Source organism: Pseudomonas yamanorum (assembly GCF_013386765.1).
GTDB lineage: Bacteria > Pseudomonadota > Gammaproteobacteria > Pseudomonadales > Pseudomonadaceae > Aquipseudomonas > Aquipseudomonas yamanorum_A.
The window spans coordinates 344,198-370,479 of sequence record NZ_JACARE010000014.1; the positions used below are offsets into that span (position 1 = coordinate 344,198).

Sequence of the window (26,282 nt, forward strand, 5' to 3'; positions counted from 1 at the left end):
GGCATTAATGACTGAAACGTTAACTTTTGGGCTGAAGGTCGATGATACATTCAGGCACAACTGCATAAACAGGAAATCGACTGCCATGAAGATGACATTTAACCAGATGCTCCTGGCCTCAAGCCTGGCCGCGCTGATGACCGTGGGGGCTGCCCAGGCCCAGGATGCGCCGCGTGTGGGCGTGCGAGGTGCGATCACCGCGATGGACGGCGATGCGATGCAGGTCAAGGTCAACAGCGGTGAAGACGTCACCGTGCACCTGACCAAGGACACGCTGGTGCGCGCCGTTACCCTGGCGAAGATTGAAGATATCAAGCCCGGCAGTTACATCGGTTCGGCGGCCATGCCCAACGCGGATGGCACCCTGACGGCGCTGGAAGTCCACGTATTCCCGCCGGCCATGGCAGGCACAGGTGACGGGCACCGTGCGTTCGACCTGAAGGAAGGCAGCAGCATGACCAACGGCACCGTGGGTGACCTGGTGGTGAGCCATGGCCGGACGTTGACCGTGAAGTACAAGGGCGGCGAGCAGAAGATCGTGGTGCCGGATGATGTGCCGATCGTCAACCTGGAGCCGGGTGATCGCAGCTTGCTGAAGCCGGGGGTGAAGGTGGTGATGTTTGCGGCGAAGGGCGCGGATGGGAGTGTGACGGCCCAGGCGATTTCTGCGGGCAAGGATGGCGTGACGCCGCCGATGTAACGGCTGAACATGGAAACAAATGTGGGAGCGGGCTTGTGTGGGAGCCGGGCTTGCCCGCGATGCAGGCACCTCGGTCTATCAGACAAACCGAGGTGAGGCTATCGCGGGCAAGCCCGGCTCCCACAAAAGCCAGCTCCCACACTGGACTGCATTTTTTCAGTCAGAGCGGATTACTGCCCGCTGTAGATCTGGTCAAAAACCCCACCATCATTGAAGTGGGTCTTTTGCACGGTACGCCAGTCACCAAAGGTCTTCTCGACCGACAGGAAGTCGACTTTCGGGAAACGGTCGGTGTACTTGGCCAGCACTTTGGGGTCACGTGGACGCAGGTAGTTGTTGGCAGCAATTTCCTGGCCTTCCGGCGACCACAGGTACTTCAGGTATTCCTCGGCAGCCACTTTGGTGCCTTTCTTCTCGACCACTTTGTCGACGATCGACACCGGCGGCTCAGCCTCGGCGGATACGCTTGGGTAGATCACTTCGAACTGATCACGGCCGAATTCACGGGCGATCATTTCGGCTTCGTTTTCAAACGTCACCAGCACGTCGCCGATCTGGTTGGTCATGAACGTGGTGGTCGCCGCACGGCCACCGGTGTCCAGCACGGGCGCGTGTTTGAACAGGTCGCCGACAAACTTCTTGGCCTTTTCCTCGTCGCCGCCGTTCTTCAGCACATAACCCCAGGCCGACAGGTAGGTGTAGCGGCCATTACCGGAGGTCTTCGGGTTGGGCACGATGACTTGCACGCCATCCTTGAGCAGGTCCGGCCAGTCTTTCAGGGCTTTCGGGTTGCCTTTACGCACGATGAACACCGTGGCCGAGGTGAACGGCGCGCTGTTGTTCGGCAGGCGGGTGACCCAGTTGTCGGGTACCAGTTTGCCGTTGTCTGCCAGGGCGTTGATGTCGGTGGCCATGTTCATGGTGATCACGTCAGCCGGCAGGCCGTCGATCACCGAGCGCGCTTGTTTGCTCGAACCACCGAAGGACATCTGCAGGGTCAGCTTGTCGTCCGGGTGCTCGGCTGCCCAGTGTTTCTGGAAGGCGGCGTTGTAGTCCTTGTAGAAGTCGCGCATCACGTCATAGGAGACGTTGAGCAGGGTGACCGGGGCGGCCTGGACGACGCCAGCCAGTGCGAGGCCGGCGGCCAGGAGAGAGGCACTAACGAGTTTTTTCACTGCTCATTCCTTGTTGTTCGAGAAGGTTTTGGGACACATAGGGGCAATATGCCAGCGACTATAGCCGGGGGTGCATAGTCGCTTAAAGATTAAAAAGAACTTTGCTTATTCCACTTTCTTGAAAAGCGCGCTGCCACACCGTGAGCAAAACGCTGCATTGGGCTCATGGCTGTTTTTCTTGCACACCGGGCAATCGGTTTGCAGCTGTTCGCCGCGCATGGCGTTGGCCAGTTCGGCGGTGAAGATCCCGGTGGGCACCGCGATGATCGAATAACCGGTGATCATCACCAGGGACGAAATCACCTGGCCCAGCGGGGTCTTCGGCACGATATCGCCAAAGCCCACGGTGGTGAGGGTCACGATCGCCCAATAGATGCCTTTGGGAATGCTGGTAAAGCCGTGCTCCGGGCCTTCGATCACGTACATCAGGGTGCCGAACACCGTGACCAGGGTGCAGACGCTGACCAGGAACACCACGATCTTCTGCTTGCTGCCCCGCAGCGCCGACATCAGGTAGTTGGCCTGCTTGAGGTACGGGCCAAGCTTGAGCACGCGGAAGATCCGCAGCATCCGGATGATGCGGATGATCAACAGGTACTGCGCATCGCTGTAATACAGCGCCAGGATCCCGGGCACGATGGCCAGCAAATCCACCAGCCCATAAAAGCTGAAGGCGTAGCGCAACGGCTTGGGCGAGCAATACAGCCGCAGGCCGTACTCGATGGCGAAGATGATGGTGAAGCCCCACTCGATATACGCCAGCACGTTGGCGTAGTTGTCGTGGACCGCCTGGATGCTGTCGAGGATCACGATCACAAGGCTGGCGAGGATGATCAGCAGCAGGGTGCTGTCGAATCGTCGGCCGGCCGGGGTGTCGCTTTGAAAAACCATGACGTAGAGACGTTCACGCCAGTGTTTGTTGCTGTCCATTGAAGTCGCCTGAATCGAAGATCAGCGAAGCCTAGGGGGATTCGAAGGGGCTGTCCATGCGGGTTTTCTGCATCACCCGGTGACTGGCGCGCACCAGCCAGGTGGCGAGGATAAACGGTGCGGTCAGCGCGGGCAGGTTGAGGCCGGTGAAGCCAGGTGTAAGGATAATCGCCAGGAAGATACCGACCAGCGGCAACCAGGGTTGGCGCCGATGCTGGCTGAGGGCCAGGGCGACCAGCGCCGGGTTATAGCTGTGCAGGCCGAGCAGGGCGCCGGCGGGTTCGTCCATCAACAGGGCGAGCAGCACGCCGAGACTCGCGCCGATCAGCGCCCACACGGCGGCGCGGCGGCTGGCGATTAAAAGGCCGACGGCGATCAACAGGCCGGCCAGGGGTTGGTCCAGCAGGATGACTTGGGCAAGGCCATTAAACGGCGCGCAGAGCAGGGCCCAGGTGCCGGGTTCGCTGGCGGCGAATGCGGCGGGCGCAGGGGTGCCCAGCAGCAGCCAGCCGAGCACCACAAACGGTGCGGTATAGGCGGGCAGGTCGTCGGGGTTGGCGGCGCGTTTGAGCCATTGTCGGGTGAGGATGGCACCGAGGCCGCCGCAGGCGAGGATCAACGGCGGCAAGAGTGCCGACCAGGTGAAGTGCTGGCTGATCAGCAAGCCCAGCAGCACACCGTTGTAGCTATAGAGGCCGGCCTGGCGCTCGGCCTTGGGATAGCCGCGGCGCTGGGCGGTCAGCAGGCCGGCGACACCGCCCAGCAGTGCGCCGCCGAGCAGGGCCGGGGCGCCGATCAGGATTGCCAGCAGGCAGAGCAGGCCGCACAGCGGGTGGCGCTGGAGGAAAATCTGGCTGAAGCCGTTGAGCAGGGCTTCGGCCCAGTCGGGGCAGGGTTGGTTGGGCATGGTGGGTGAGTCTGAGGGACCGAGTTGCCCCCATCGCAGGCAAGCCAGCTCCCACATTTGAACGGGTTCACAAATCAAAATGTGGGAGCCGGGCTTGCCCGCGATGGGGCCCTGACAGGCGCTAGATCAATGTCTCGATACGCAGCGAGTTAGTCGACCCCGGTTGCCCGAACGGCACCCCCGCGGTAATCACCAACGTGTCCCCACGCTGCGCCATACCCTGTGCCTGGGCAATCTCCAGCGCCGTGGAACACACCTCATCCACCTGCCGCAATCGGTCATTCACCACCGAATGCACGCCCCACGCCACGCTTAACCGACGTGCTGTGGACAGGTTCGGCGTCAGGTTCAGGATCGGCACCGCCGGCCGCTCCCGCGCCGCCCGCAGGCTGGAGCTGCCCGACTCGCTGTAGTTCACCAGCACCGCCACCGGCAGGATGCTGCTGATACGCCGAATTGCGCAGCTGATGGCGTCCGACACGGTGGCATCGGCCTTGGGCCGGCTGACGTCCAGTTGGGTCTGGTAGTCAGGGCCGTTTTCCACCTGGCGAATGATCTTGCTCATCATCAGCACGGCCTCCAGCGGGTATTCGCCGGAAGCGGTTTCCGCCGAGAGCATCACCGCATCTGCGCCTTCCGCCACTGCGTTGGCCACGTCGGTGACCTCGGCACGGGTCGGTGCCGGTGAGAAGCGCATCGACTCAAGCATCTGCGTGGCCACCACCACCGGTTTACCCAACTGACGGCACACACCAATGATGTCCTTCTGGATTTGCGGCACGCTTTCTGCCGGCACTTCCACCCCCAGGTCCCCTCTGGCGACCATGATCGCGTCGCTCAGCGCGGCGATTTCCTGCAGGTGCTGCACCGCCGATGGCTTCTCGATCTTGGCCATCAGGAACGCCTTGTCGCCGATCAATTCCCGGGCTTCGCGGATGTCTTCCGGGCGTTGCACAAACGACAGCGCCACCCAGTCCACCCCCAGTTCCAGGCCGAAACTCAGGTCGCGGCGGTCTTTGGCGGTCAGCGGGCTGAGTTCGAGCAATGCCTGGGGCACGTTCACGCCTTTGCGGTCCGACAGTTCACCGCCATTGAGTACGGTGGTGTCGATGGCATCCACGTGCTTGGTGATCACCCGCAGGCGCAGCTTGCCGTCGTCCAGCAGCAGGTCCATGCCGGGCTTCAGGGCCGCGATGATTTCCGGGTGCGGCAGGTTGACCCGCCGCTGGTCACCGGGTGTCGGGTCCAGGTCCAGGCGCAGGGCCTGGCCGCGAATAAGCTGTACCTTGCCTTCGGCAAAACGCCCGACCCGCAGCTTCGGGCCTTGCAGGTCCATGAGGATGCCGAGGGGATAATTGAGCTGGCGCTCCACCTGGCGAATCCACTGGTAGCGCTGGGCATGATCGGCGTGATCACCGTGGCTGAAATTCAGGCGGAAGATGTTCACCCCGGCTTCCACCAGTTCGCGGATGTCATCGATGCTGTCGGTGGCCGGGCCCAGCGTGGCGAGGATTTTGACCTTCTTGTCAGGCGTCATGTTCAGGGGACTCTCTTTCAGGGCTTTCAAGAATCAGAATGGCGCGAAAATCGTTGACGTTGGTGCGGGTCGGCTCGGTGATGATCAAGCCGTCGAGGGCCGCGAAGTAGCCGTAGCCATTGTTGTTGTCCAGCTCATCGCTGGCGCTCAGGCCCAGGGCTTCGGCGCGGGCGTAACTGGTGGGCGTCATGATCGCGCCGGCGTTGTCTTCGGAGCCGTCGATGCCGTCGGTGTCACCCGCCAGGGCGTAGACGCCGGGCAGGCCCTTGAGGCTGTCGGTGAGGCTCAGCAGGAATTCGGCATTGCGCCCGCCACGGCCATTGCCGCGCACGGTCACGGTGGTTTCACCGCCGGAAAGGATCACGCAAGGCGCTGCCAGCGGCTGGCCGTGCTGGATGATTTGCCGGGCGATACCGGCGTGCACTTTGGCCACGTCCCGCGCTTCGCCTTCCAGGTCGCCGAGGATCAATGGGCTGAAACCGGCCTGGCGGACTTTCACCGCCACCGCTTCCAGGGATTGCTGTGGGCGGGCGATCAACTGGAAATGGCTGCGGGCGAGCACCGGGTCGCCGGGCTTGACCGTCTCCGACTCCGGGCTTTGCAGCCAGGTGCGTACGGATGCGGGGATTTCAATCTGGTAGCGCTTGAGGATCGCCAGCGCCTGCTGCGAGGTGCTGGGGTCGCCGACGGTAGGGCCGGAAGCGATGACCGTGGCCTGATCGCCCGGCACATCGGAAATCGCGTAGGTGTAGACCGTGGCCGGCCAGCTTGCCCGGGCGAGGCGGCCGCCCTTGATTGCCGAGAGGTGCTTGCGCACGCAGTTCATCTCGCCAATGGTGGCGCCGGATTTGAGCAGGGCTTTGTTGATCGCTTGCTTGTCCGCCAGGGTGATGCCGGCGGCGGGCAGGGCGAGCAGCGCAGAGCCGCCGCCGGAAAGCAGGAAGATCACGCGGTCGTCTTCGCCCAGGTTACTGATCAGCTCCAGTACACGCTTGGCCACGGCTTGGCCGGCGGCATCCGGGACCGGGTGCGCGGCTTCGACCACTTCGATTTTCTTGCAGGGTGCGCCGTGGCCGTAGCGGGTGACCACCAGGCCGCAGACTTCGCCTTGCCAGCAGTTTTCCACCACCAGCGCCATGGCGGCGGCGGCTTTGCCGGCACCGATCACGATGACACGGCCGCTGCGGTCAGCGGGCAGATAGGGTTCGAGGACTTGCCGGGGGTGGGCGGCGTCGATGGCTGTGGCAAACAGCTCGCGAAGCAGGTGTTGCGGATCGACCGACATAAGCGGGCTCCCGGGGATTCTTGTTATTAGAGGTGACTCAAATTCGATGTGAAATGCGGTCAAAAATGTGGGAGCTGGCTTGCCTGCGATAGCGGTGTGTCAGGCGATGAGTCAGTGTCTGAACGACCGCTATCGCAGGCAAGCCAGCTCCCACACTTGATTGCATTCCAAGGCAGGGGCGCTGTTGTTTACTTATCGCGAATCGAAAAATTCGCCATATGCTCCAGGCCCTTGATCAGCGCCGAGTGGTCCCAGTTGCCGCCACCGATGGCCGTGCAGGTGCTGAATACCTGTTGCGTACCGGCGGTGTTCGGCAGGTTGATCCCCAGCTCCTTGGCACCGGCCAGCGCCAGGTTCAAATCCTTCTGGTGCAGGTTGATGCGGAAGCCCGGGTCGAAGGTGCCCTTGATCATCCGCTCGCCATGCACTTCCAGGATCTTGGACGAAGCAAAACCACCCATCAGCGCTTCACGCACCTTGGCCGGGTCGGCACCGTTTTTCGAGGCAAACAGCAGCGCTTCGGCCACCGCCTGGATGTTCAGGGCGACGATGATCTGGTTGGCCACCTTGGCGGTCTGGCCATCGCCGTTGCCGCCCACCAGGGTGATGTTCTTGCCCATGGCCTGGAATAGCGGCAGGGCGCGTTCGAAGGTGTGCGGGTCGCCGCCGATCATGATGCTCAGGGTGCCGGCCTTGGCACCGACTTCACCACCGGACACCGGGGCGTCGAGGTAGCGCGCGCCGGTCTCGTTGATCTTCGCGGCAAAGGCTTTGGTGGCGGTGGGCGAGATCGAGCTCATGTCGATCACCACTTTGTTCGGCCCCAGGCCTGCGGCAACGCCGTCGGCGCGGAACAGCACGTCGTCGACCTGCGGGGTGTCGGGCACCATGACGATGATGAATTCGGCTTCCTGGGCCACTTGCTGCGGGTTGGCCAGGGCCACCGCGCCCGCGTTGATCAGTTCAGCCGGGGCCTTGCCGTGATGCTCGGACAGGAACAGTTGGTGACCGGCCTTTTGCAGGTTGGCGGCCATGGGTTGGCCCATGATGCCGGTGCCGATAAATCCGATTTTAGCCATGACGAAAATCCTCTCTTTATTCGATGTGAGAGCTGCTTTTTGTGGGAGCTGGCTTGCCTGCGATGGCATCACCTCGGTTTAACTGAGAGACCGAGTTGCCTGCATCGCAGGCAAGCCAGCTCCCACACAAGCCCTGCTTTCACATTGGGTTTTGTGTTGTTCAGTCAGATCGCGTTGTGGCTTTTGAGCCAGCCAAGCCCGGCTTCAGTCGTGGTCAACGGCTTGTACTCACAGCCGACCCAACCCTGATAACCAATGCGGTCCAAATGTTCGAACAGGAAGCGGTAGTTGATTTCACCGGTGCCCGGCTCGTTGCGCCCCGGGTTGTCGGCCAGCTGGATGTGGTTGATCTCATCCAGGTGGTTCGCCATGGTGCGGGCGAGGTCGCCTTCCATGATTTGCATGTGATAGATGTCGTATTGCAGGAACAGGTTGGCGCTGCCCACCTGCTCGCGAATCGACAGGGCCTGCGCCGTGTTGTTGAGGTAGAAGCCCGGAATGTCGCGGGTGTTGATCATCTCCATCACAAGCTTGATGCCCACCGCTTGCAGCTTGTCGGCGGCGTACTTGAGGTTGGCGACGAAGGTTTTTTCCAGGGTGGCGTCATCCACACCGGCAGGACGAATCCCCGCCAGGCAGTTGATCTGGGTATTGCCCAGCACCTGGGCGTAGGCGATGGCCAGGTTGACCCCGGCGCGGAACTCCTCGACCCGGTCCGGGTGGCACGCCAGGCCGCGTTCGCCCTTGGCCCAGTCACCGGCCGGCAGGTTGAACAGCACTTGGGTCAGGCCGTGGGCATCGAGTTGCGCCTTGATTTCAGCCGAGCTGAATTCATAGGGAAACAGGTATTCCACACCACTGAACCCCGCGTCGGCGGCGGCTTTGAAACGGGCAAGAAAGTCCTGTTCGGTAAACAGCATGGACAGGTTGGCGGCAAAACGCGGCATGGGGTTCTCCTTAATCGAGCAGTGAAATGGCAGTCGGCGCGTCGTTGCCCACCAGTGCCAGATCTTCGAATTCGTTGACAGCGTTGATCTCGGTGCCCATGGAAATATTGGTCACCCGCTCCAGAATGATCTCGACGATCACCGGCACCCTGAACTCCTCGATCATCTCCTGGGCCTTGCGCAGTGCCGGCTGGATCTGGCCCGGCTCGAATACGCGCAGCGCCTTGCAACCCAGGCCTTCGGCGACGGCCACGTGGTCCACGCCATAACCGTTGAGTTCCGGCGCGTTGAGGTTGTCGAAGGACAGCTGCACGCAGTAGTCCATTTCAAACCCGCGCTGGGCCTGGCGGATCAGCCCCAGGTAGGAGTTGTTCACCACCACGTGGATGTACGGCAGCTTGAACTGCGCGCCCACGGCCAGCTCTTCGATCATGAACTGGAAGTCATAGTCGCCGGACAGCGCCACAACCTTGCGGGTCGGGTCTGCCTTGACCACGCCCAGCGCTGCCGGGATGGTCCAGCCGAGCGGGCCGGCCTGGCCGCAGTTGATCCAGTGGCGGGGTTTATAGACGTGCAGGAACTGCGCGCCGGCAATCTGTGACAAGCCGATGGTGCTGACGTAGCAGGTGTCTTTGCCGAACACCTGGTTCATCTCTTCGTACACCCGTTGCGGCTTGACCGGCACGTTGTCGAAGTGGGTCTTGCGGTGCAGGGTGGCCTTGCGCTGCTGGCAGTCGTGGAGCCAGGCGCTGCGGTCCTTGAGCTTGCCGGCGGCTTTCCACTCGCGGGCCACTTCAATGAACATGGTCAGGGCGGAACCGGCGTCGGAAACGATGCCCAGGTCCGGGGTGAACACGCGGCCGATTTGCGTCGGCTCGATGTCCACGTGAATGAACTTGCGGCCCTCGGTGTACACCTCCACCGAACCGGTGTGACGGTTGGCCCAGCGGTTACCGATGCCCAGCACCACGTCCGATTTCAGCATCGTGGCGTTGCCATAACGGTGGGACGTTTGCAGGCCGACCATGCCCACCATCTGCGGGTGATCGTCCGGGATCGTGCCCCAGCCCATCAGGGTCGGGATTACCGGGATGCCGGTCAATTCGGCGAACTCCACCAGCAGTTCGCTGGCGTCGGCGTTGATCACGCCGCCACCGCTTACCAGCAATGGGCGTTCAGCCTGGTCCAGCAGGGCCAGGGCCTTTTCCACCTGGATGCGGGTGGCCAACGGCTTGGCCAGGGGCAGCGGCTGGTAGGCATCGATGTCAAATTCGATCTCGGCCATTTGCACGTCGAACGGCAGGTCGATCAACACCGGGCCCGGGCGGCCGGAGCGCATTTCATAGAAGGCTTTCTGGAAGGCATACGGCACCTGGCCGGGTTCCATCACCATGGTTGCCCACTTGGTCACCGGCTTGACGATGCTGGTGATGTCGACGGCCTGGAAGTCTTCCTTGTGCATCCGTGCCCGTGGCGCCTGGCCGGTGATGCACAGGATTGGGATCGAGTCGGCCCAGGCGCTGTACAGGCCGGTGACCATGTCGGTGCCCGCCGGGCCCGAAGTGCCGATGCACACGCCGATGTTGCCGGCCTTGGTGCGGGTGTAGCCCTCGGCCATGTGCGAGGCGCCTTCAACGTGGCGAGCAAGGACGTGATCGATGCCACCGACCTTCTGCAAGGCCGAATACAGCGGGTTGATCGCGGCGCCCGGGATACCGAAGGCGGTGTCGACCCCTTCACGGCGCATCACCAGGACAGCGGCTTCGATTGCTCTCATTTTGCTCATGGTTTTGGTGCCTCTTGCGTTTTGTAATTGTATACAAGTGGTGTTTGTCCGAAGTGTATTCACGGCGAGCGGGGCAGGTCAATCCATTTTCTTGGGTGGCCTTTACGTTCGTCGGAAGGCTTCTGGACAGGAATATTTCGACGTGTGGTGCGTATGTTTCGAAATATTGTATACAAAAAATAAATCTATTGTGTTCTATTTGTTGAATCCGGCTTCTGATCAAACAGAGCCCCACGGCTTTCCCATAACAAGATAAGGACGGCACCCATGAGCGCTTTAACCTTGAAAGTCGCAGTCAGCCTGGCCAGCCATGCCATCACCGCAGGCCGCGCCATTTCGGCGGCGCCGCTGACCATTGCGGTACTCGACAGTGGCGGGCATTTGATTACGTTGCAGCGCGAGGATGGCGCGAGCCTGCTGCGCCCGCAGATCGCCATAGGCAAGGCCTGGGGCGCGATTGCCCTGGGCAAGGGTTCGCGCTTGCTGGCGCTGGATGCGCAGCAGCGGCCAGCGTTTATTGCGGCGTTGAATAGTTTGGGGCAGGGCAGCGTGGTACCGGCGCCGGGCGGGGTGTTGATTCGGGATCAGGCGGGTGTGGTGCTGGGGGCGATCGGGATCAGCGGGGATACGTCGGATATTGATGAGCAGTGTGCGATCAGTGCGATCGAGGGGGTGGGGTTGTTGGCGGATGCTGGGGTTTCGGCTTGATTTGAGGTGACTGATGGATAGTCATCGCAGGCAAGCCAGCTCCCACAGTTGAATGTATTCACAAATCAAAATGTGGGAGCGGGCTTGCCCGCGATGGCGGCGACTCGGTCTACAGTCAAACCCAGATCGCATCCCACAGAGGGTAGTCGCCAAATTTCTTCACGAGCCCCGCTCTCAATGGGTTGGCCACGATATACCGGGCTATGCCCTCAAGGCTTTCTTCACGCCGCACGGCATGATCATGGAAGCCCGGTTGCCAAAGGCGCCCTTGACGCCCGGCAACAGCATTTACGATTCGGGTACTTTTGGATTTGACCTGGCGCATAAGGTCCGACAGCGAACCGTTTTCCAGCGAAATCAACCAGTGAAAATGATCAGGCATCACCACCCAGGCCAATGAGGTTGCCAGGCGTTGGCTTTGCGCAATTCTGAATTGCTGCACCACCAGTCTGCCTAGCTTGAAGTCGCTGAATATGGGCTCGCGATGCAGTGTGTTGCTGGTCAGAAGATAAATGCGGTTGGATTCGTTATAGCGCCCTGTGCGCAGACGACATGATGCGGGTAGATCAGGCATTCCGTTGCCCCTTTGCAGAATTGAGTTCTGAAAGGCTAGATGGGAATGTTTTAAGGGGTGTTCCAGGTTTTGGCAGGATGTGTCCGGGAGATAGCTATCGCGGGCAAGCCCGCTCCCACAGGGGACTTCTGTCGTTCATACATTCTGTGTCTGGCACAAATCCACTGTGGGAGCTGGCTTGCCTGCGATGCTCTTCAGTCCGGCTCACACCCTTTAAGCACCAACCGAATAATCGTCTGCGCCGCCGCCTCATAATCCGCCTCATCCAGCTTGACCTTCCCGGTCACCGCCGAAATCTGCCAGTCAAAATCCGCATAGGTCTGAGTCGCCGCCCAGATGCTGAACATCAGGTGATGCGGGTCAATCGGCGCAATCAGCCCTTTGTCCACCCAGCTCTGGATGCAGTCGATGTTGTGCTTGGCCTGGGCATTCAACTGGTCCACCTGCTCCGGGCTCAGGTGCGGTGCACCGTGCATGATTTCACTGGCGAACACTTTCGAGGCAAACGGCAAATCCCGGGAGATGCAGATTTTCGAGCGGATGTACCCGCTCAGCACGGCCGAAGGGTCTCCATCGGGATTGAACGGCGTGGAGGCCGCCAGGATCGGCTCGATGATGCTTTCGAGCACCTCGCGGTAGAGGTTGTCCTTGGACTTGAAGTAGTAGTAGACGTTGGGCTTGGGCAGCCCGGCCTTGGCGGCGATGTCGCTGGTTTTGGTCGCGGCGAAGCCCTTGTCGGCAAACTCCTCACTGGCAGCCCGCAGGATCAGTTCTTTGTTGCGCTCGCGAATGGTGCTCATAGACCAGGTCATTCCTTGCCAAGACAGGCGGTCGGGCATGGTAGCACCGGCTTTGCGCAGGGCTCAAGAATCGTGCTGCAGCCCTTGCGTGGCGGGGCGCCCAGCTGACTTTGTCTGTCTTGATGCTGAACGCATTCACGGTCGTACAGGCACAGCCCGGGCGCGCTGCTAGAGTTCAGGCAGCGAGCGGCCATTTAGCCTGGCCGCCCCTTCCTGATTTCGGCGTTCGAGAGAGAAACCCGTGGAGAAAAGCAGACGACGTACGTTCGCCTGGGCAGTTGGCACGTTGTTACTGGTAGCGTTGTTGATTGCCCTGGGTTTGCACTTCTTTGCAGGCGGGCACAAAGGCCGGCCTCCCGCCCCCGGCGAACCGGTGGCCGTGGTGCCGGTGGTGTTGCAGGACGTGCCGGTGTATATCGACGCCCTCGGCACCGTCACTCCCACCCGCAGTGTGACCGTGGTCACCCAGGTGGATGGCATCCTCAGCAGCGTGGAGTTCAAGGAAGGCCAGCACGTCACCCAGGGCCAGGTGATCGCCCGCATCGATGACCGTGCCCTCAAGGCCCAACTGGCCGTGGCCAAGGGCACCCTGGCCCACGACCAGGCGGTATTGAGCAATGCCCAGCGCGATCTGGCGCGCTACCGCGAACTGGTCAAGGCCGGCTCCACCAGCCAGCAAACCGTCGACACTCAGGCTTCGTTGGTCCAGCAACAGTTGGGCACCGTGGCCGCCGACCAGGGCAATGTGCAGAACCTTGAAGTGCAGGTCGGTTACTGCACCATCACCTCGCCGGTCGACGGCGTGGTGGGCCTGCGCCTGGTAGACCCCGGCAACTACGTCACCACCACCAGCACCACCGGCATCGTGGTGATTACCCAGATGAACCCGGCCACCGTGGTATTTGCGGTGCCCGAGGATGACCTGAGTGCAATCAACCAGGCCCTGGGCCGTGGCGCCGTGACGGTGCTGGCCTACGACCGCAATAAAAAAGCCTTGCTGGCCACCGGCAGCCTGTTGGCTCTGGATAATCAGGTGGACACCACCACCGGTACCATCAAGGTCAAGGCGCAGTTCGATGATTCGGGCAATGCGCTGTTCCCCAACCAGTTCGTCAATGCACGCCTGAAGGCCGACACTTTGACCCAGGTTGCCGTGGTACCCACCCGGGCGATCCAGCACGGCAGCAAGGGCGATTTCGTGTTCGTAGTGAATGGCGACAAGGCCAGCCTGCGCAATATCAAGACCGGCCCGTCCATGGGCGATGTCTCGGCGGTGCTCGAGAATGGGGTCAAGCCGGGCGAGCAGGTGATCACCGAAGGCGCCGACAAACTGGATGACGGTTCGGCCGTGAAGGTCGTCGCCCAGTGAGGAGCTGCCGAGCATGAACATTTCGCGGCCCTTTATCGAACGTCCCGTCGCCACCACCTTGATGATGGTCGCGGTGCTGTTGCTGGGGATGCTGGGGTACCACTTGCTGTCGGTGTCGGCCTTGCCCGAAGTCGATTACCCGACCATCCAGGTCTTCACCCAATACCCCGGCGCCAGCCCGGACGTGGTCAGTTCGTCCATCACTGCGCCGCTGGAGCGCCAGCTCGGCGAGATGCCGGGCCTCAAATCCATGAACTCCACCAGCTCCGACGGCGCCTCGGTGGTGACCCTGCAATTCGACCTGTCGCTGTCCCTGGACGTCGCCGAGCAGGAAGTGCAGGCCGCGATCAACGCCGCCGGCACCTTCCTGCCGGCCAACCTGCCGTACCCGCCGGTGTACAGCAAGGTCAACCCGGCGGATGCGCCGGTGCTGACCCTGTCCCTGACCTCCGACGTGCTGCCGCTGACCAAGGTCGAAGACCTGGCCGACACACGCCTGGCGCAGAAAATCTCGCAGATCACCGGCGTGGGCCTGGTGACCATCAGCGGCGGCCAGCGCCCGGCGGTGCGGGTCGAGGCGAACACCTCGGCACTCAATAGCCTGGGCCTGTCCATCGATGACCTGCGCACCTCCCTGGGCACGGCCAACGTCAACCAGGCCAAGGGCAATATCGACGGCAAGTTCCAGGCCTATTCCATCGGCGCCAACGACCAGCTGCAATCGGCCGAGGAATACCGCGACCTGGTGATCGCCTATAAAAACGGCGCACCGATTCGCTTGTCGCAAATCGCCACTTCCACCCAAGGCCCGGAGAACCCGCGCCAGGCCGCGTGGACCAACAGCACGCCGTCGATTGTGCTGAACATCCAGCGCCAACCCGGCGCCAACGTGATCGAGGTGGTCGACCGCGTGCAGCAATTGCTGCCCAAGTTGCGGGCCAGTTTGCCGGGCACCTTGAAGGTCGATGTGCTCACCGACCGCACCCAAACCATCCGCGCCTCGGTCACCGATGTGCAGTACGAACTGGCCATGGCCATCGGGCTGGTGGTGATCGTGATTTTCGCGTTCCTGCGCAACGTGCCGGCCACGATCATTCCCGCCGTGACCATTCCGCTGACGCTGGTGGGCACCCTGGCGGTGGCCTATGCATTGGGCTTCTCCCTGAACAACCTGACGCTGATGGCGCTGACGATTGCCATCGGGTTTGTGGTGGATGACGCTATCGTGATGATCGAAAACATCACGCGCTACATCGAGGCGGGGGACTCGCCGCTGGAGGCGGCGCTCAAGGGTTCGGAGCAGATTGGTTTCACGATTATTTCGCTGTCGATTGCGCTGATCGCAGTGATGATCCCGCTGCTGTTCATGGGCGATGTGGTCGGGCGACTGTTCCGCGAATTTGCCATGACCGTGGCCGTGACCATCGTGATCTCGGCGTTCATTTCCCTGACCCTGACGCCGATGATGTGCGCGCGGATGCTCAAGAACAAGCACGAGGAACGCCGTGCGGATTTCTTCGACCGCATCAACACCCACTACGTGCGTGGCCTCGACTGGGTGCTGGCCCACCGCACGCTCACGCTGGTCTCGGTGGTGCTCACCGCCGCGCTGACCCTGGTGACCCTGGTAATCATGCCCAAGGGCTTTTTCCCGGACCAGGACACTGGCCTGATCCAGGGTATTTCCCAGGCCGCGCCCACGGTGTCCTTCCAGCAGATGCAGACCGAACAGCAGCGCCTCGCCGCGCGAATCCTCAAGGACCCTGCGGTGCAAAGCCTGTCGTCGTTCGTTGGCATCGACCAGACCAACCCGACCATCAACCAGGGCAACCTGCTGATCAACCTCAAGCCCCGGGGCGAGCGTGACAGCGCCACCGAAGTGATCCGCCGGCTTTCCGATGCCAACGCCGACGACGCCGGCATCCGCCTGTACCTGCACTCGGTGCAGGACCTGACCCTCGATGCCACGGTGTCCACCACCAGCTACCGCCTGGGCCTGCAAGCCACCGACCCGGACGAGCTGGAACAGTGGACCACCAAGCTGCTGGCGGCGATCAAGCAAGACCCGATGTTCACCGACGTGCAAAGCCAGGCGATGCAGTTCGGCAACCAGATCCAGCTGACGTTTGACCGCGCCACCGCCTCGCGCCTGGGCATCACGCCCCAGGCGATCGACGACGTGCTGTACGACGCCTTCGGCCAGCGCCAGGTCTCGACGATTTACACCCAGCTCAACCAGTACCACGTGGTAATCGCCACCGATCATCCGCCGCGCAATTTGCCGGATTTGCTCACGGGCTTGTACGTGGACATTCCCGGTGGCGGCGTGGCGCCGCTGTCGAGCATGGCGACCATGCAGGTGGTGCGTACGCCCGTGACTATCAACCGTTTGGGTCAGTTTCCGTATGCCGACGTGTCCTTCAACCTCGCCCCGGGCCAGACCCTTGGCGCGGCGGTCACGCGGCTCAAGGACATCGAGGCCAAGGTCGGTTTGCCCTTGTCGGTGCAGGCCAACCTTGAAGGCGCGGCGGCCACGTTCGAGCAGTCGCTGTCGAACCAGGTGTTCCTGGTGGTGGCGGCGATTGTGGTGGTGTACCTGATGCTGGGGATTCTGTACGAGAGCTTCGTGCACCCGGTGACGATCCTTTCGACCCTGCTGTCGGCGGCGCTCGGGGCCTTGCTGGCGCTGCTGGTGACCGGTACGCAGTTCGACATCATTGGCTTGATCGGCATTGTGTTGCTGATCGGCATCGTGATGAAAAACGGCATCATGATGGTCGACTTCGCCTTGGAGTTACTACGTGAGGGCGGCCTGAGCCCTGTGGCGGCGATTCGTCAGGCGGCGGAGTTGCGGTTCCGGCCGATCCTGATGACCAGCATGGCCTCGCTGTTCGGCGCAGTGCCGCTGGCGCTGGGCACGGGGATTGGTTCGGAGCTGCGCCATCCGCTGGGCATCGCGATCATTGGCGGGTTGTTGCTCAGCCAACTGCTCACGCTGTTTTCCACCCCGGTGATCTTCCTTGCCATGCACAGCCTGGGGCAGCGCTTCAGCCGTCGCCCGGCTGAAGCGGTCTGATGGCGATGAACCTCAGCGCGCCGTTTGTTCGCCGTCCCATTGCAACCACGCTGATGGCGGCGGGCCTCGCGCTGTTTGGCGCACTGGCCTTCATGCTGCTGCCGGTGGCGCCGCTGCCGGAGGTGGATTTCCCGACCATCAGCGTCAGCGCCTCGTTGCCCGGCGCCGACCCGACCACGGTCGCCAGTTCGGTGGCCACGCCGCTGGAGCGCGAGTTCGGGCAGATTGCCGGGGTCACGCAGATGACCTCGTCCAGCAGCCTCGGCTCGGCGCGGATCATCTTGCAGTTCGACCTGAACCGCGACATCGACGGCGCCGCCCGGGACGTGCAGGCCGCGATCAACGCTGCGCGCAGCAACCTGCCCAGCGACCTGTCCGGCAACCCGACGTACCGCAAGGTCAACCCGGCGGACTCGCCGATCCTGATCATCAGCCTGACCTCCGACAGCGCCACGCCGGGGCAGATGTATGACGTGGCCTCGACCCTGCTGGAGCAGAAGCTGTTGCAGACCACCGGGGTCGGTGACGTGACGGTGGGCGGCGGCGCGCTGCCGGCGGTGCGGGTGGAATTGAACCCCGACCGGCTCAACCAGTACGGCGTCAGCCTGGAGCAGGTACGCCAGGTGATAAACGCCTCCAACGTGAACTTGCCCAAGGGCAACGTGGCCATCGGTGACCGCAACTACGGCATTGCCGCCAACGACCAGTTGTTCGATGAAAAGGACTACGGGCCGCTGGTGGTCAAGGCCCACAACGGCGACCTGATCCATATTTCCGACCTTGGTTACGTGCGCGAAGACGTGCAGGACCTGCGCAACTTCGGCCTGTCCAACGGCAAGCCCGCGGTGCTGCTGGTGGTGTTCAAGCAGCCAGGGGCTAACGTGATCGAGACGGTGGACGCGGTGAAAGCCTCGCTGCCGTTTTTGCAAAGCTCGATCCCGGCGACGATCAAGCTCGACTTGCTGATGGACCGCACCACCACCATTCGCGCTTCGTTGCACGACGTGGAAGTGACGTTGCTGGTGTCGATCCTGTTGGTGACCCTGGTGACGTTCGGCTTCTTCCGCGATTGGCGCAGCACCCTGGTACCGGCGATCGTGGTGCCGCTGTCGCTGCTGGGCACCTTTGGCGCGATGTACTTTCTTGGCTACAGCCTGAACAACCTGTCCCTCATGGCGCTGACCATTTCCACCGGCTTTGTGGTGGACGATGCGATCGTGGTGGTGGAAAACATCATGCGTCACCTGGAGCGCGGCAAGACCCGGGTGGAGGCCGCACTGGAAGGGGCGCGTGAAGTCGGCTTCACGGTGCTGACCATCAGCGTGTCCCTGGTGGCGGTGTTTATTCCGCTGCTGCTGATGGGCGGGATTGTCGGGCGGTTGTTCCGCGAGTTCTCGGTGTCGCTGTCGGTGGCCATCGTGATCTCGATGCTGATCTCCCTGACCGTCACGCCGATGCTCGCCAGCGTGCTGCTGCGCGCGCCGAAAGAGATTCACGCAGGCAACGAACACCCGGACTCGCGCTTTCACCGCTTCTACGATCGCACCCTGGGTTGGGTGATCGACCATACGGTGCTGATGGGCTTTGTCACGGTGCTGGTGATCGTCCTCGCCGGCGTGCTGTACGTGCTGGTGCCCAAGGGCTTCTTTCCCCAGGAAGACACCGGGCGCTTGCAGGGCAGCATCCTGGCGAACCAAAGCATTTCCTACGGTGCGATGCAGAAGGACTTCACCGAGATTAACCGCAAGGTGATGAAAAACCCGAATATCGAAACCGTCGCCGGGTTTGTCGGCGGCGGCGGAGGTGGCGGCGGGGCGGTCAACAGTGCGCAGATGTTTGTGCTGCTCAAGCCCTTGGGCGAGCGCAAGGACAACGCCACCGAGATCATCGGGCAAATCCGCCGCAGCCTCGGCGACCTGCCGGGCACCAAGCTGTATTTGCAGTCGGCCCAGGACATCACCGTGGGTGGCCGGCAAAGTGGGGCACAGTACCAATACACCCTGACCGCCGATGACCAGGAATCCCTGGATGAATGGGTGCCCAAGGTGGTGGAGGTGCTGCGCAAATTGCCGCAACTTACCGACCTGAATACCGACCAGCAGGACAACAGCCTGCTGGCCAATGTGCAGATCAACCGCGACACGGCGGCGCGCCTCGGGGTGAGTATCTCGGCGGTGGACCAGGCGCTGTACGACGCCTTTGGCCAGCGCCAGGTCGCCACCCTGTATCGCGCGGCCAACCAGTACCACGTGGTGATGGAAATCGCCCCGGAATACTGGACCGACCCGTCGGCGCTCAAGGGCATTTATGTGCCGACCGGCACCCAGGCCACGACCACCAAAGGCACCACGGCGGCGCCCAGCCTGACCACCGAACAGACCCTGGTGCCGCTGTCGGCGCTGGCGGATAACACGGTGGCGCGCACGGCGATTTCCATCAGTCACCAGGGCACGTTCCCGGCGGTGACGGTGTCGTTCAACCTGGCGCCGGGCACGTCCATCGGCCAGGCCACGGCGATGGTGGATGATGCGGTGAAGCAACTGCGCATGCCCGCCAGTGTGGTGGGCCAGTTTGCCGGTACGGCCCAGGTGTTCCAGTCCTCGGTGGCCAGCGAACCGTTGCTGATCGTCGCCGCGTTGCTCTCGGTGTATATCGTGCTGGGCATCCTCTACGAAAACCTGATGCACCCGCTGACCATCCTCTCGACCTTGCCCTCGGCCGGTGTCGGTGCGTTGATCGCCTTGCTGCTGACCGGCACCGAGCTGTCGATCATTGCGCTGGTGGGGGTGATTCTGTTGATCGGCATCGTGAAGAAAAACGCGATCATGATGATCGACTTCGCGATCACCGAGCGGCGAGAGTTCGGCCTCACGGCCAAGGAAGCGATTCGCCGGGCGTGCCTGATCCGTTTCCGGCCGATCATGATGACCACCCTGGCGGCGATCCTTGGCGCGCTGCCGCTGGTGCTGGGCACCGGCTACGGTTCGGAACTGCGCCGGCCGTTGGGGATTTCGATTATTGGTGGCCTGCTGTTCAGCCAGGTGCTGACGCTGTACACCACCCCGGTGATCTACCTGTGGCTCGACCGGGCGTCACAGCGCCTGGGTCGGCGTAAGGAAGCAAGGTTATGAACGTGAAATACAGCGTGCTTTGCATCAGCCTGCTGCTCGGCGGCTGCATGGTCGGGCCCGATTACCAGAAGCCCGCCATGGAGCTGCCGCAGACCTTCAAGGAAGGCGCCCAGTGGCAGCGCGCGGTGGCCAACCCCCAAGGGGCGATGGACAGTCAGTGGTGGCTGGCCTATCAGGACCCGGTGTTGAACGACCTGGTGGCGCGCTCGGCCAAGGCCAACCAGTCGATCATCGCGGCGGAGGCGGCGTACCGCCTGGCCCAGGCGCAGGTGGCGTCCAGCCGGGCCGGGTTGTGGCCGACGGTGGGCGTAGGGTTGTCGGGCTCACGGGGAACGGCAGGCAGCGGCAGCGGTACGTCGAGCACCGTTACCAACTCTGGCGGTATAGAGAACAGTGTCAGCGCCACCTTGACCGCCAGCTGGGAGCCGGACCTGTGGGGCCTGGTGCGGCGCGGGATAGAGTCCAGCCAGGCCACGGCCCAGCAATCCGACGCGTTGCTGGCCGGGGTACGGCTGTCCATCAGCTCCAGCGTGGCGAGCAACTACCTTGCGCTGCGGCAGATGGATATCGACGTGCGCCTGTTGCAGCAACAGCAGAAGATCAACCAGCAACTGCTGGACATGATCCAGGTGCAGTTCACCCAGGGCGTCGCCACCAACGACCAGTTGCTGGTGGCCCAGGACCAGCTCACCACCTCGATTGCCGACCTGCAGACCTCCCTGCGCGACCGCGAGCAATACGAACACGCACTGGCGGTGCTGGTGGGCGTGGCGCCGAGCGAGTTTGCCGTGGCAGCGCGGGATGACTACACCTTTGTGCTGCCGCGCCCGCCGCTGACCTTGCCGTCAACCCTGCTGCAACGGCGTCCCGACGTGGTGGCGGCGGAGCGCTCGGCCGCGGCGGCCAACGCGAAAATCGGCGTGGCCGAAGCCGCGTTCTTCCCGACCCTGGACCTCACCGCCGAGGCCGGTTATCGCGGCAGCGCGCTGGGCGGGTTGTTCTCCCTGCCCAACCGCATCTGGACGTTGGGCCCGGCGCTGGCGCAAACCCTGTTCGACGGCGGCGCCCGTGAGGCAGCGGTCAAGCAGGCCGAGGCCAGCTATGACCAGATCGCCGCGACCTACCGCGGCACCGTGCTCAGCGCCTTGCAGAACGTCGAAGACAACCTGTCGGCGATCAACCACCTGCAAACCCAGGCCGATGCCTTCCAGCAGGTGTACCAGCGCAACCAGCAGCTGTTCGGCAGCCAGCAAGCGCAACTGCGCGCCGGCACTGTCAGCCAGGAAGCCGTGCTGACCCAGCAGCTGGTATTGCTGCAAGCCGAGCAGAATCTTCGCGACACCCAGGGCCAACTCAGCCAGGGCAGTGTGGCGCTGATCCAGAGCCTTGGCGGTGGCTGGCACGTCGACGGACGCTGACAGGCTCGCCTGCCCGGTGTGCGCCGCGTTATTCTCGGCGCACTTTGAATCACGGGAAGCCCGAGCCATGGCAGGAAGCAGTTTGCTGGTATTGATCGACGACATCGCCGCGGTGCTCGACGATGTGGCCCTGATGACGAAGATGGCCGCGAAGAAAACCGCCGGCGTGCTGGGGGACGACCTGGCGCTGAATGCCCAGCAAGTCTCCGGGGTGCGCGCCGAGCGGGAAATCCCGGTGGTGTGGGCGGTGGCCAAGGGTTCATTCATCAACAAGCTGATCCTGGTGCCCGCTGCCTTGCTGATCAGCGCATTTGCGCCCTGGGCGGTCACGCCGTTGCTGATGCTGGGCGGCGCCTACCTGTGTTTTGAGGGCTTCGAAAAGCTCGCCCATAGCTTCTTCCACAAGCGCACCGAAGAGCAGGCGCACCTGGTGGAAGCCGTGGCGGACCCGGCGACGGACCTGGTGGCCTTCGAGAAAGACAAGATCAAGGGCGCGATCCGCACCGACTTCATTCTTTCGGCCGAAATCATCGCCATCACCCTCGGCACCGTGGCCGATGCGCCATTGATGCAGCAAGTGATCGTGCTGTCGGGCATCGCCATCGTCATGACCATCGGCGTCTACGGGCTGGTGGCGGGTATCGTCAAGCTCGATGACCTGGGCCTTTGGCTCACCCAAAAGCCTGGGCAGGCAGCGCGCAGCATTGGCGGGGCGATCCTGCGGGCGGCGCCGTACATGATGAAAAGCCTGTCGGTGATCGGCACGGCGGCGATGTTCATGGTGGGCGGCGGCATCCTGACCCATGGCGTGCCGGTGGTACACCACTGGATCGAAACCGTGAGCCAAAGTACCGGTGGCCTGGCGTGGCTGATGCCGACGTTGCTCAATGCGGTGGCGGGGATCATTGCCGGGGCCGTGGTGTTGGCGGTGGTCAGCGTGGTGGGTAACCTCTGGAAACGTGCGAGGGCTTAGGCATTTGATCGAGCGACGGCAATTCAGCGGGGGCATGAAAGGCAAGAACCTGCGCTACTTGAATGAAAACCCCTGCGAGGTCCGTCAAACCGTGCGAGCGGGATTTGTGTTGCTCGAACATTTCTCGCTGCCGGCATTTACCCAGGCGCTGGATACGCTGATCACCACCAACCTGCTGCGGCCTGCGTCGTTTTCTACCTCGACTTACGGCTTGCAGGAAGGCGAGGTGGTCAGCGACCTGGGGCTGGTGATTCGGCCCGATGGGCGGCTTGAGCCTTCAGTGCTTAAAGAGTTGGACCTGCTGGTGATTTGCGGTGGTTATCGCACCGAACTGAAGGCCACCGAAGAATTCATCCATCTATTGAAAAGCGCCTCGGAGCAGGGCGTGAGCCTGGCCGGATTGTGGAATGGTGCGTGGTTTTTGGGGCGTGCGGGGTTGCTGGGCGGCTACCGGTGCGCCGTGCACCCGGAACATCGCCCGGCCCTGGCGGAGTTCTGCAAGGCCACGCAGGTCAGCAGCGAGCCGTATGTGATTGACCGCGACCGGTTGACGGCGTCGAGCCCGTCCGGCGCGTTCCATATGGCGCTGGACTGGATCAAGGGGCTGTACGGCAAGGCGCTGGTGGAGGGTGTCGAAGACATCCTGGCGTTTGAGGAGTCGCGCTACCGGCGGGTCAAACCGACGGAAAACGTGTGCTTGAGCGCGCCGCTGCGCGAGGTGGTCAACCTGATGGACGCCAACCTCGAAGAGCCTCTGGAGATGGAACAACTGGCCATCTATGCCGGCCGCTCCCGGCGCCAATTGGAGCGCTTGTTCAAGGAACAGCTGGGCACCACGCCCCAGCGTTATTACCTGGAATTGCGCATCACCGAGGCCCGCCGCCTGCTGCAACACACCGAGCTGTCCCAGGTGGATGTACTGGTGGCCTGCGGGTTTGTTTCGCCGAGTCATTTCAGCAAGTGCTACAGCGCGTACTTTGGCTACAGGCCGTCGAAGGAAAAGCGCCTGGTCAAATAGCTGAACACGGCCAGTTCAGAAGGCACTGAAGATCAAATGTGGGAGCTGGCTTGCCTGCGATAGCGGTATGTCAGGTTGTGCTGCGATTACTGACCCATCGCTATCGCGGGCAAGCCCGGCTCCCACAGGAATATGCATTCCAGTGGGAGCCGGGCCCTTACCTTTTATTCGGCGATCTGCAACTTGCGCGCCTCGGTGTATACGTAGCGCACCTTTTCATACTCGAACGGCGAGTTCATCTGACCGTAGCGGAAGCTGGTCTGGTAGCGCTTGTCGACGGCGCGCAGGGCCCAGATTTCCGGGTGGTTTTCGCTGACCTTGGACACGTTCAGGAAGTTGATCTCGGTCTCGGCGCCGTAGTCCACCAGCAGGCCGGTGGTGTCCCGCAGGTTCGACGGACCAAACAGCGGCAGCACCAGGTAGGCGCCGCCCGGTACACCGTAGAAGCCCAGGGTCTGGCCGAAGTCTTCGCTCTGGCGTGGCAGGCCCATGGCGGTGGCCGGGTCCCACAGGCCGGCGATGCCGATGGTGGTGTTGAGCAGCAGGCGCCCGGTGGTTTCCAGGGAGCGATGGCCCTTGAGCTGCAGCAGGCTGTTCAACAGGTTGGGCACATCCCCCAGGTTGTTGAAGAAGTTGCTCACGCCGGTGCGCAGGAAGCTCGGGGTGACGTAGCGGTAACCGTCCACCACCGGCAGGAACACCCACTGGTCGAAGCGGTAGTTGAAGTGGTACACCCGGCGGTTCCACGACTCCAGCGGGTCGTAGACATTCAGGGCGTTGACCGACGAGCGCTCGAACTCACGCTGGTCCAGGCCGGGGTTGAACTTGAGGTGGCTCAGGGGCTCCTTGAAGCCGTCGGAGTCCACTACGGTCGGCGTGTGGGCCTTGCTGTTGTCGGCATTGGCCACGCCCGCGCACATCAGGGCGGCGAGCAGCAGAAGATATTTAGCCACGGAAGAACTCCAGCATGGCGTCGGCGTTGACGCGGTAGTTGAGGTTGCCGCAATGGCCGCCCAGGGGGTAGACGGTCAAGCGATCGCCGAAGGTTTTACGCAGGAAGCCAAGGTCGCCAGGGCCCAGGATGACGTCGTCGGCGTTGTGCATCACGGCGATTTTCGGGCTGTCGTGCAGGTAGTCCTTGAGGGCATACAGGCTGACCTGGTCAACCAGTTGCAACAGGCTGCCGCCGTCGGAGCGGGCGCGCCACATCGGGATCACCTGTTCGGTGAGGTAGCAGTCGAAGTCGCACTGCAGCGCACGCTTGAGGAACGGCGTGAGGCTGGTGCCTTCGCTGATCGGGTACTTGGGCGGGATGATCAGGCCGCGACGGTTGATCAGGTCCGAGGTGAAGGCAATGTCGGCCGCCGAGAAGCGGAACGAGGTACCGATCAGCATCGCCATCTGTTCGTTGGTCAGGTGTTCCTTGGAGTTCTGGAAGTCGTAGAGCAGCGCATCGTTGAGGTCGATGTAGCCCTTTTGCTGGAAGTAGCGGGTCAGCTTGTTCAACACCAGCTCATAGAAGGTGGTGCTGTTGTTGATGCCCTTGACCTCGGTTTGTACCAGCTTGTCGAGGTTGGTGATCGAGGTGTAGAGGTTGACCGGCGGGTTCAGCAGCAGGACTTTCTTGAAGTTGAAGCTGCGGCGGGTTTCGTCCAGCTTGCTGACGAAGGCTGCGTCGAGGGCGCCGAGGCTGTAGCCGGTGAGGTAGAAGTCGGTCACGGGCAGCGTCGGGTTTTGCGCACGTACGGCCTGCATCACGCGGTACATGTCTTCGGCGTCTTCCTGGCTGATGCCGGGGGTGGCGAAGCGCGAGGCGGCGGCGATGAAGTCGAAGCTGGTGGGGGACGACAGCTGGACGACGTGGTAACCGGCCTTGTAGTAGAGCTTTTTCAGGTATTCGTTGATGGTGCTGTCAAAGCGTGCGCCGGTGCCGGCGATCAGGAAGATCAGCGGCGCGGCGCGGTCTTGCTTGGCGATGCGGTAGGTAAGTTTCTTCACCGCCCAGAAGTTGTCGGGCAGGCTGAACTCGCGCTCGGGGCGCATCGTCAGGGTGTAGTCGGACTGATTGATTTCATCGTCGGACGGCAATTCTGGCCGCAGGTTCGGCGGGGTGGTGGCGATGGTCGCTTCAAACGGGTTGGTCAAAGGGTAGCCATAGCTGGCCTGGTCGATATCGACCGCCAGTGCTGACGCACTCAGAAAAAGGCTGCCCAACAGGGCCGCACAGCGCAAGGAACGGAGCATGACTAAATCCCTAAGAGGAAAACGTGCTGAAGTGGAGTTCGCAGGCTATGACCACCGCGTTGCTGCCGAAGTGCCAGCCCTCGGCACGAAAAGTCGGAAAAAACGTCGGAATCGGGGTAATAGTAGCCAGACGATACACTTTGGCACGCCTTGATGAACACTTATCTGCTTCCAAACCTTGCCAACGGCTGCCGGGGGATTAAGCTGGGCGCCGTTTTCGCCTATCGGAGTGCCCCATGTCCCGCCGTTTCCCGCTGATGCTGTTGCTTATCGCCCTGCCGCTTTGGCTGGCCGCCAGTTATGGCGCACGTTACGGATTCATGGAGGATGGCAGTTGGGTGGGCATCTGTGCTGACGAAGCCAGCCGCTGGGAATGCCAGGTGCGTTCCAACCTGGGGTTGATGATTCACTTCAAGGTGCTGGGCTGGGCGGCGCTGGTGACGTCGGTGCTGGCGTTTTTTGTGCCGGGCCGGGCAGGCTGGGGGTTGGCGGTGTTGGCGCTGGTGTTCGGGTTTCCGGCGTTGGCGTTGTACAACACGACCTTTGCGGTGTTTGCGTTGGTGATTGCGGGGTTGCGGTTGGTCAGGGCGCCTCGGGCAACCTGAGAGGGCCTCATCGCAGGCAA

At 62.4% G+C, this 26,282-nt stretch carries 21 protein-coding genes; 9 read left to right on the forward strand and 12 right to left on the reverse strand.

Annotated features, from left to right (window positions below):
• Positions 1-85 precede the first annotated feature (85 nt).
• Positions 86-700, forward strand: coding sequence for a DUF5666 domain-containing protein (locus HX875_RS10120; protein WP_177043073.1), 615 nt, complete (start codon positions 86-88; stop codon positions 698-700).
• 170 nt (positions 701-870) lie between these two features.
• Here HX875_RS10120 and HX875_RS10125 read toward each other — a convergent pair whose 3' ends face one another.
• The 8 genes from HX875_RS10125 to gcl all read right to left on the reverse strand — a co-directional run bounded on the left by HX875_RS10125 (position 871) and on the right by gcl (position 10,346).
• Positions 871-1,875: a sulfate ABC transporter substrate-binding protein gene (locus tag HX875_RS10125; RefSeq protein ID WP_063028168.1), complete on the reverse strand. Its 1,005-nt coding sequence runs from the start codon at positions 1,873-1,875 to the stop codon at positions 871-873.
• Between the two features lie 105 nt (positions 1,876-1,980).
• Complete coding sequence (locus HX875_RS10130) at positions 1,981-2,805, reverse strand: ion transporter (RefSeq protein WP_177043074.1); 825 nt, start codon at positions 2,803-2,805, stop codon at positions 1,981-1,983.
• A gap of 31 nt (positions 2,806-2,836) precedes the next feature.
• Entirely contained in the window at positions 2,837-3,712 is an 876-nt protein-coding gene (locus HX875_RS10135) for an urea transporter (protein WP_177043075.1), read from the reverse strand.
• A gap of 121 nt (positions 3,713-3,833) precedes the next feature.
• On the reverse strand, positions 3,834-5,249 hold the full coding sequence (gene pyk, locus HX875_RS10140; protein WP_177043076.1) for a pyruvate kinase: 1,416 nt from the start codon (positions 5,247-5,249) through the stop codon (positions 3,834-3,836).
• Complete coding sequence (locus HX875_RS10145; protein WP_177043077.1) at positions 5,239-6,534, reverse strand: glycerate kinase type-2 family protein; 1,296 nt, start codon at positions 6,532-6,534, stop codon at positions 5,239-5,241. The genes pyk and HX875_RS10145 overlap by 11 nt, the downstream gene beginning before the upstream one ends.
• A gap of 188 nt (positions 6,535-6,722) precedes the next feature.
• Positions 6,723-7,613, reverse strand: coding sequence for a 2-hydroxy-3-oxopropionate reductase (locus HX875_RS10150; RefSeq protein WP_010166211.1), 891 nt, complete (start codon positions 7,611-7,613; stop codon positions 6,723-6,725).
• A 164-nt stretch (positions 7,614-7,777) separates the two neighbouring features.
• On the reverse strand, positions 7,778-8,560 hold the full coding sequence (hyi, locus tag HX875_RS10155) for a hydroxypyruvate isomerase (protein WP_177043078.1): 783 nt from the start codon (positions 8,558-8,560) through the stop codon (positions 7,778-7,780).
• 10 nt (positions 8,561-8,570) lie between these two features.
• Positions 8,571-10,346 (reverse strand): glyoxylate carboligase, encoded by a 1,776-nt coding sequence (gene gcl, locus HX875_RS10160; protein ID WP_177043079.1) that lies wholly within the window; start codon positions 10,344-10,346, stop codon positions 8,571-8,573.
• 267 nt (positions 10,347-10,613) lie between these two features.
• On the opposite strand from gcl, the gene HX875_RS10165 reads away from it, so the two are divergent.
• On the forward strand, positions 10,614-11,054 hold the full coding sequence (locus HX875_RS10165) for a GlcG/HbpS family heme-binding protein (protein ID WP_177043080.1): 441 nt from the start codon (positions 10,614-10,616) through the stop codon (positions 11,052-11,054).
• A 115-nt stretch (positions 11,055-11,169) separates the two neighbouring features.
• Here the strand turns inward: HX875_RS10165 and HX875_RS10170 are convergent, their stop codons facing one another.
• Positions 11,170-11,628: an REP-associated tyrosine transposase gene (locus HX875_RS10170; RefSeq protein WP_177043081.1), complete on the reverse strand. Its 459-nt coding sequence runs from the start codon at positions 11,626-11,628 to the stop codon at positions 11,170-11,172.
• Positions 11,629-11,822: 194 nt separating this feature from the next.
• Positions 11,823-12,428, reverse strand: a complete 606-nt coding sequence (locus tag HX875_RS10175; RefSeq protein ID WP_177043082.1) for a TetR/AcrR family transcriptional regulator — start codon at positions 12,426-12,428, stop codon at positions 11,823-11,825.
• Between the two features lie 241 nt (positions 12,429-12,669).
• Between HX875_RS10175 and HX875_RS10180 the strand changes: the two genes are divergently transcribed.
• The 6 genes from HX875_RS10180 (at position 12,670) to HX875_RS10205 (ending at position 23,413) form a co-directional block, all read left to right on the forward strand.
• Positions 12,670-13,797 carry an efflux RND transporter periplasmic adaptor subunit gene (locus tag HX875_RS10180; RefSeq protein WP_177043083.1) on the forward strand — a complete coding sequence of 376 codons (1,128 nt, stop codon included), beginning with the start codon at positions 12,670-12,672 and terminating at the stop codon, positions 13,795-13,797.
• A gap of 13 nt (positions 13,798-13,810) precedes the next feature.
• Complete coding sequence (locus tag HX875_RS10185; protein ID WP_177043084.1) at positions 13,811-16,873, forward strand: efflux RND transporter permease subunit; 3,063 nt, start codon at positions 13,811-13,813, stop codon at positions 16,871-16,873.
• 5 nt (positions 16,874-16,878) lie between these two features.
• Positions 16,879-20,004 carry an efflux RND transporter permease subunit gene (locus HX875_RS10190; RefSeq protein ID WP_177043113.1) on the forward strand — a complete coding sequence of 1,042 codons (3,126 nt, stop codon included), beginning with the start codon at positions 16,879-16,881 and terminating at the stop codon, positions 20,002-20,004.
• Complete coding sequence (locus HX875_RS10195) at positions 20,001-21,422, forward strand: efflux transporter outer membrane subunit (protein WP_177043085.1); 1,422 nt, start codon at positions 20,001-20,003, stop codon at positions 21,420-21,422. The genes HX875_RS10190 and HX875_RS10195 overlap by 4 nt, the downstream gene beginning before the upstream one ends.
• A gap of 67 nt (positions 21,423-21,489) precedes the next feature.
• Entirely contained in the window at positions 21,490-22,395 is a 906-nt protein-coding gene (locus HX875_RS10200; RefSeq protein ID WP_177043086.1) for a DUF808 domain-containing protein, read from the forward strand.
• 34 nt (positions 22,396-22,429) lie between these two features.
• Positions 22,430-23,413, forward strand: a complete 984-nt coding sequence (locus HX875_RS10205; protein WP_177043087.1) for a GlxA family transcriptional regulator — start codon at positions 22,430-22,432, stop codon at positions 23,411-23,413.
• A gap of 164 nt (positions 23,414-23,577) precedes the next feature.
• Here HX875_RS10205 and HX875_RS10210 read toward each other — a convergent pair whose 3' ends face one another.
• Positions 23,578-24,366 carry an MlaA family lipoprotein gene (locus HX875_RS10210; RefSeq protein WP_003210582.1) on the reverse strand — a complete coding sequence of 263 codons (789 nt, stop codon included), beginning with the start codon at positions 24,364-24,366 and terminating at the stop codon, positions 23,578-23,580.
• Positions 24,359-25,657, reverse strand: coding sequence for a serine protein kinase PrkA (locus HX875_RS10215; protein ID WP_010166231.1), 1,299 nt, complete (start codon positions 25,655-25,657; stop codon positions 24,359-24,361). The genes HX875_RS10210 and HX875_RS10215 overlap by 8 nt, the downstream gene beginning before the upstream one ends.
• A gap of 236 nt (positions 25,658-25,893) precedes the next feature.
• Here HX875_RS10215 and HX875_RS10220 point away from each other — a divergent pair, with 236 nt between their 5' ends.
• Complete coding sequence (locus tag HX875_RS10220; protein ID WP_177043088.1) at positions 25,894-26,262, forward strand: hypothetical protein; 369 nt, start codon at positions 25,894-25,896, stop codon at positions 26,260-26,262.
• Positions 26,263-26,282 lie beyond the last annotated feature (20 nt).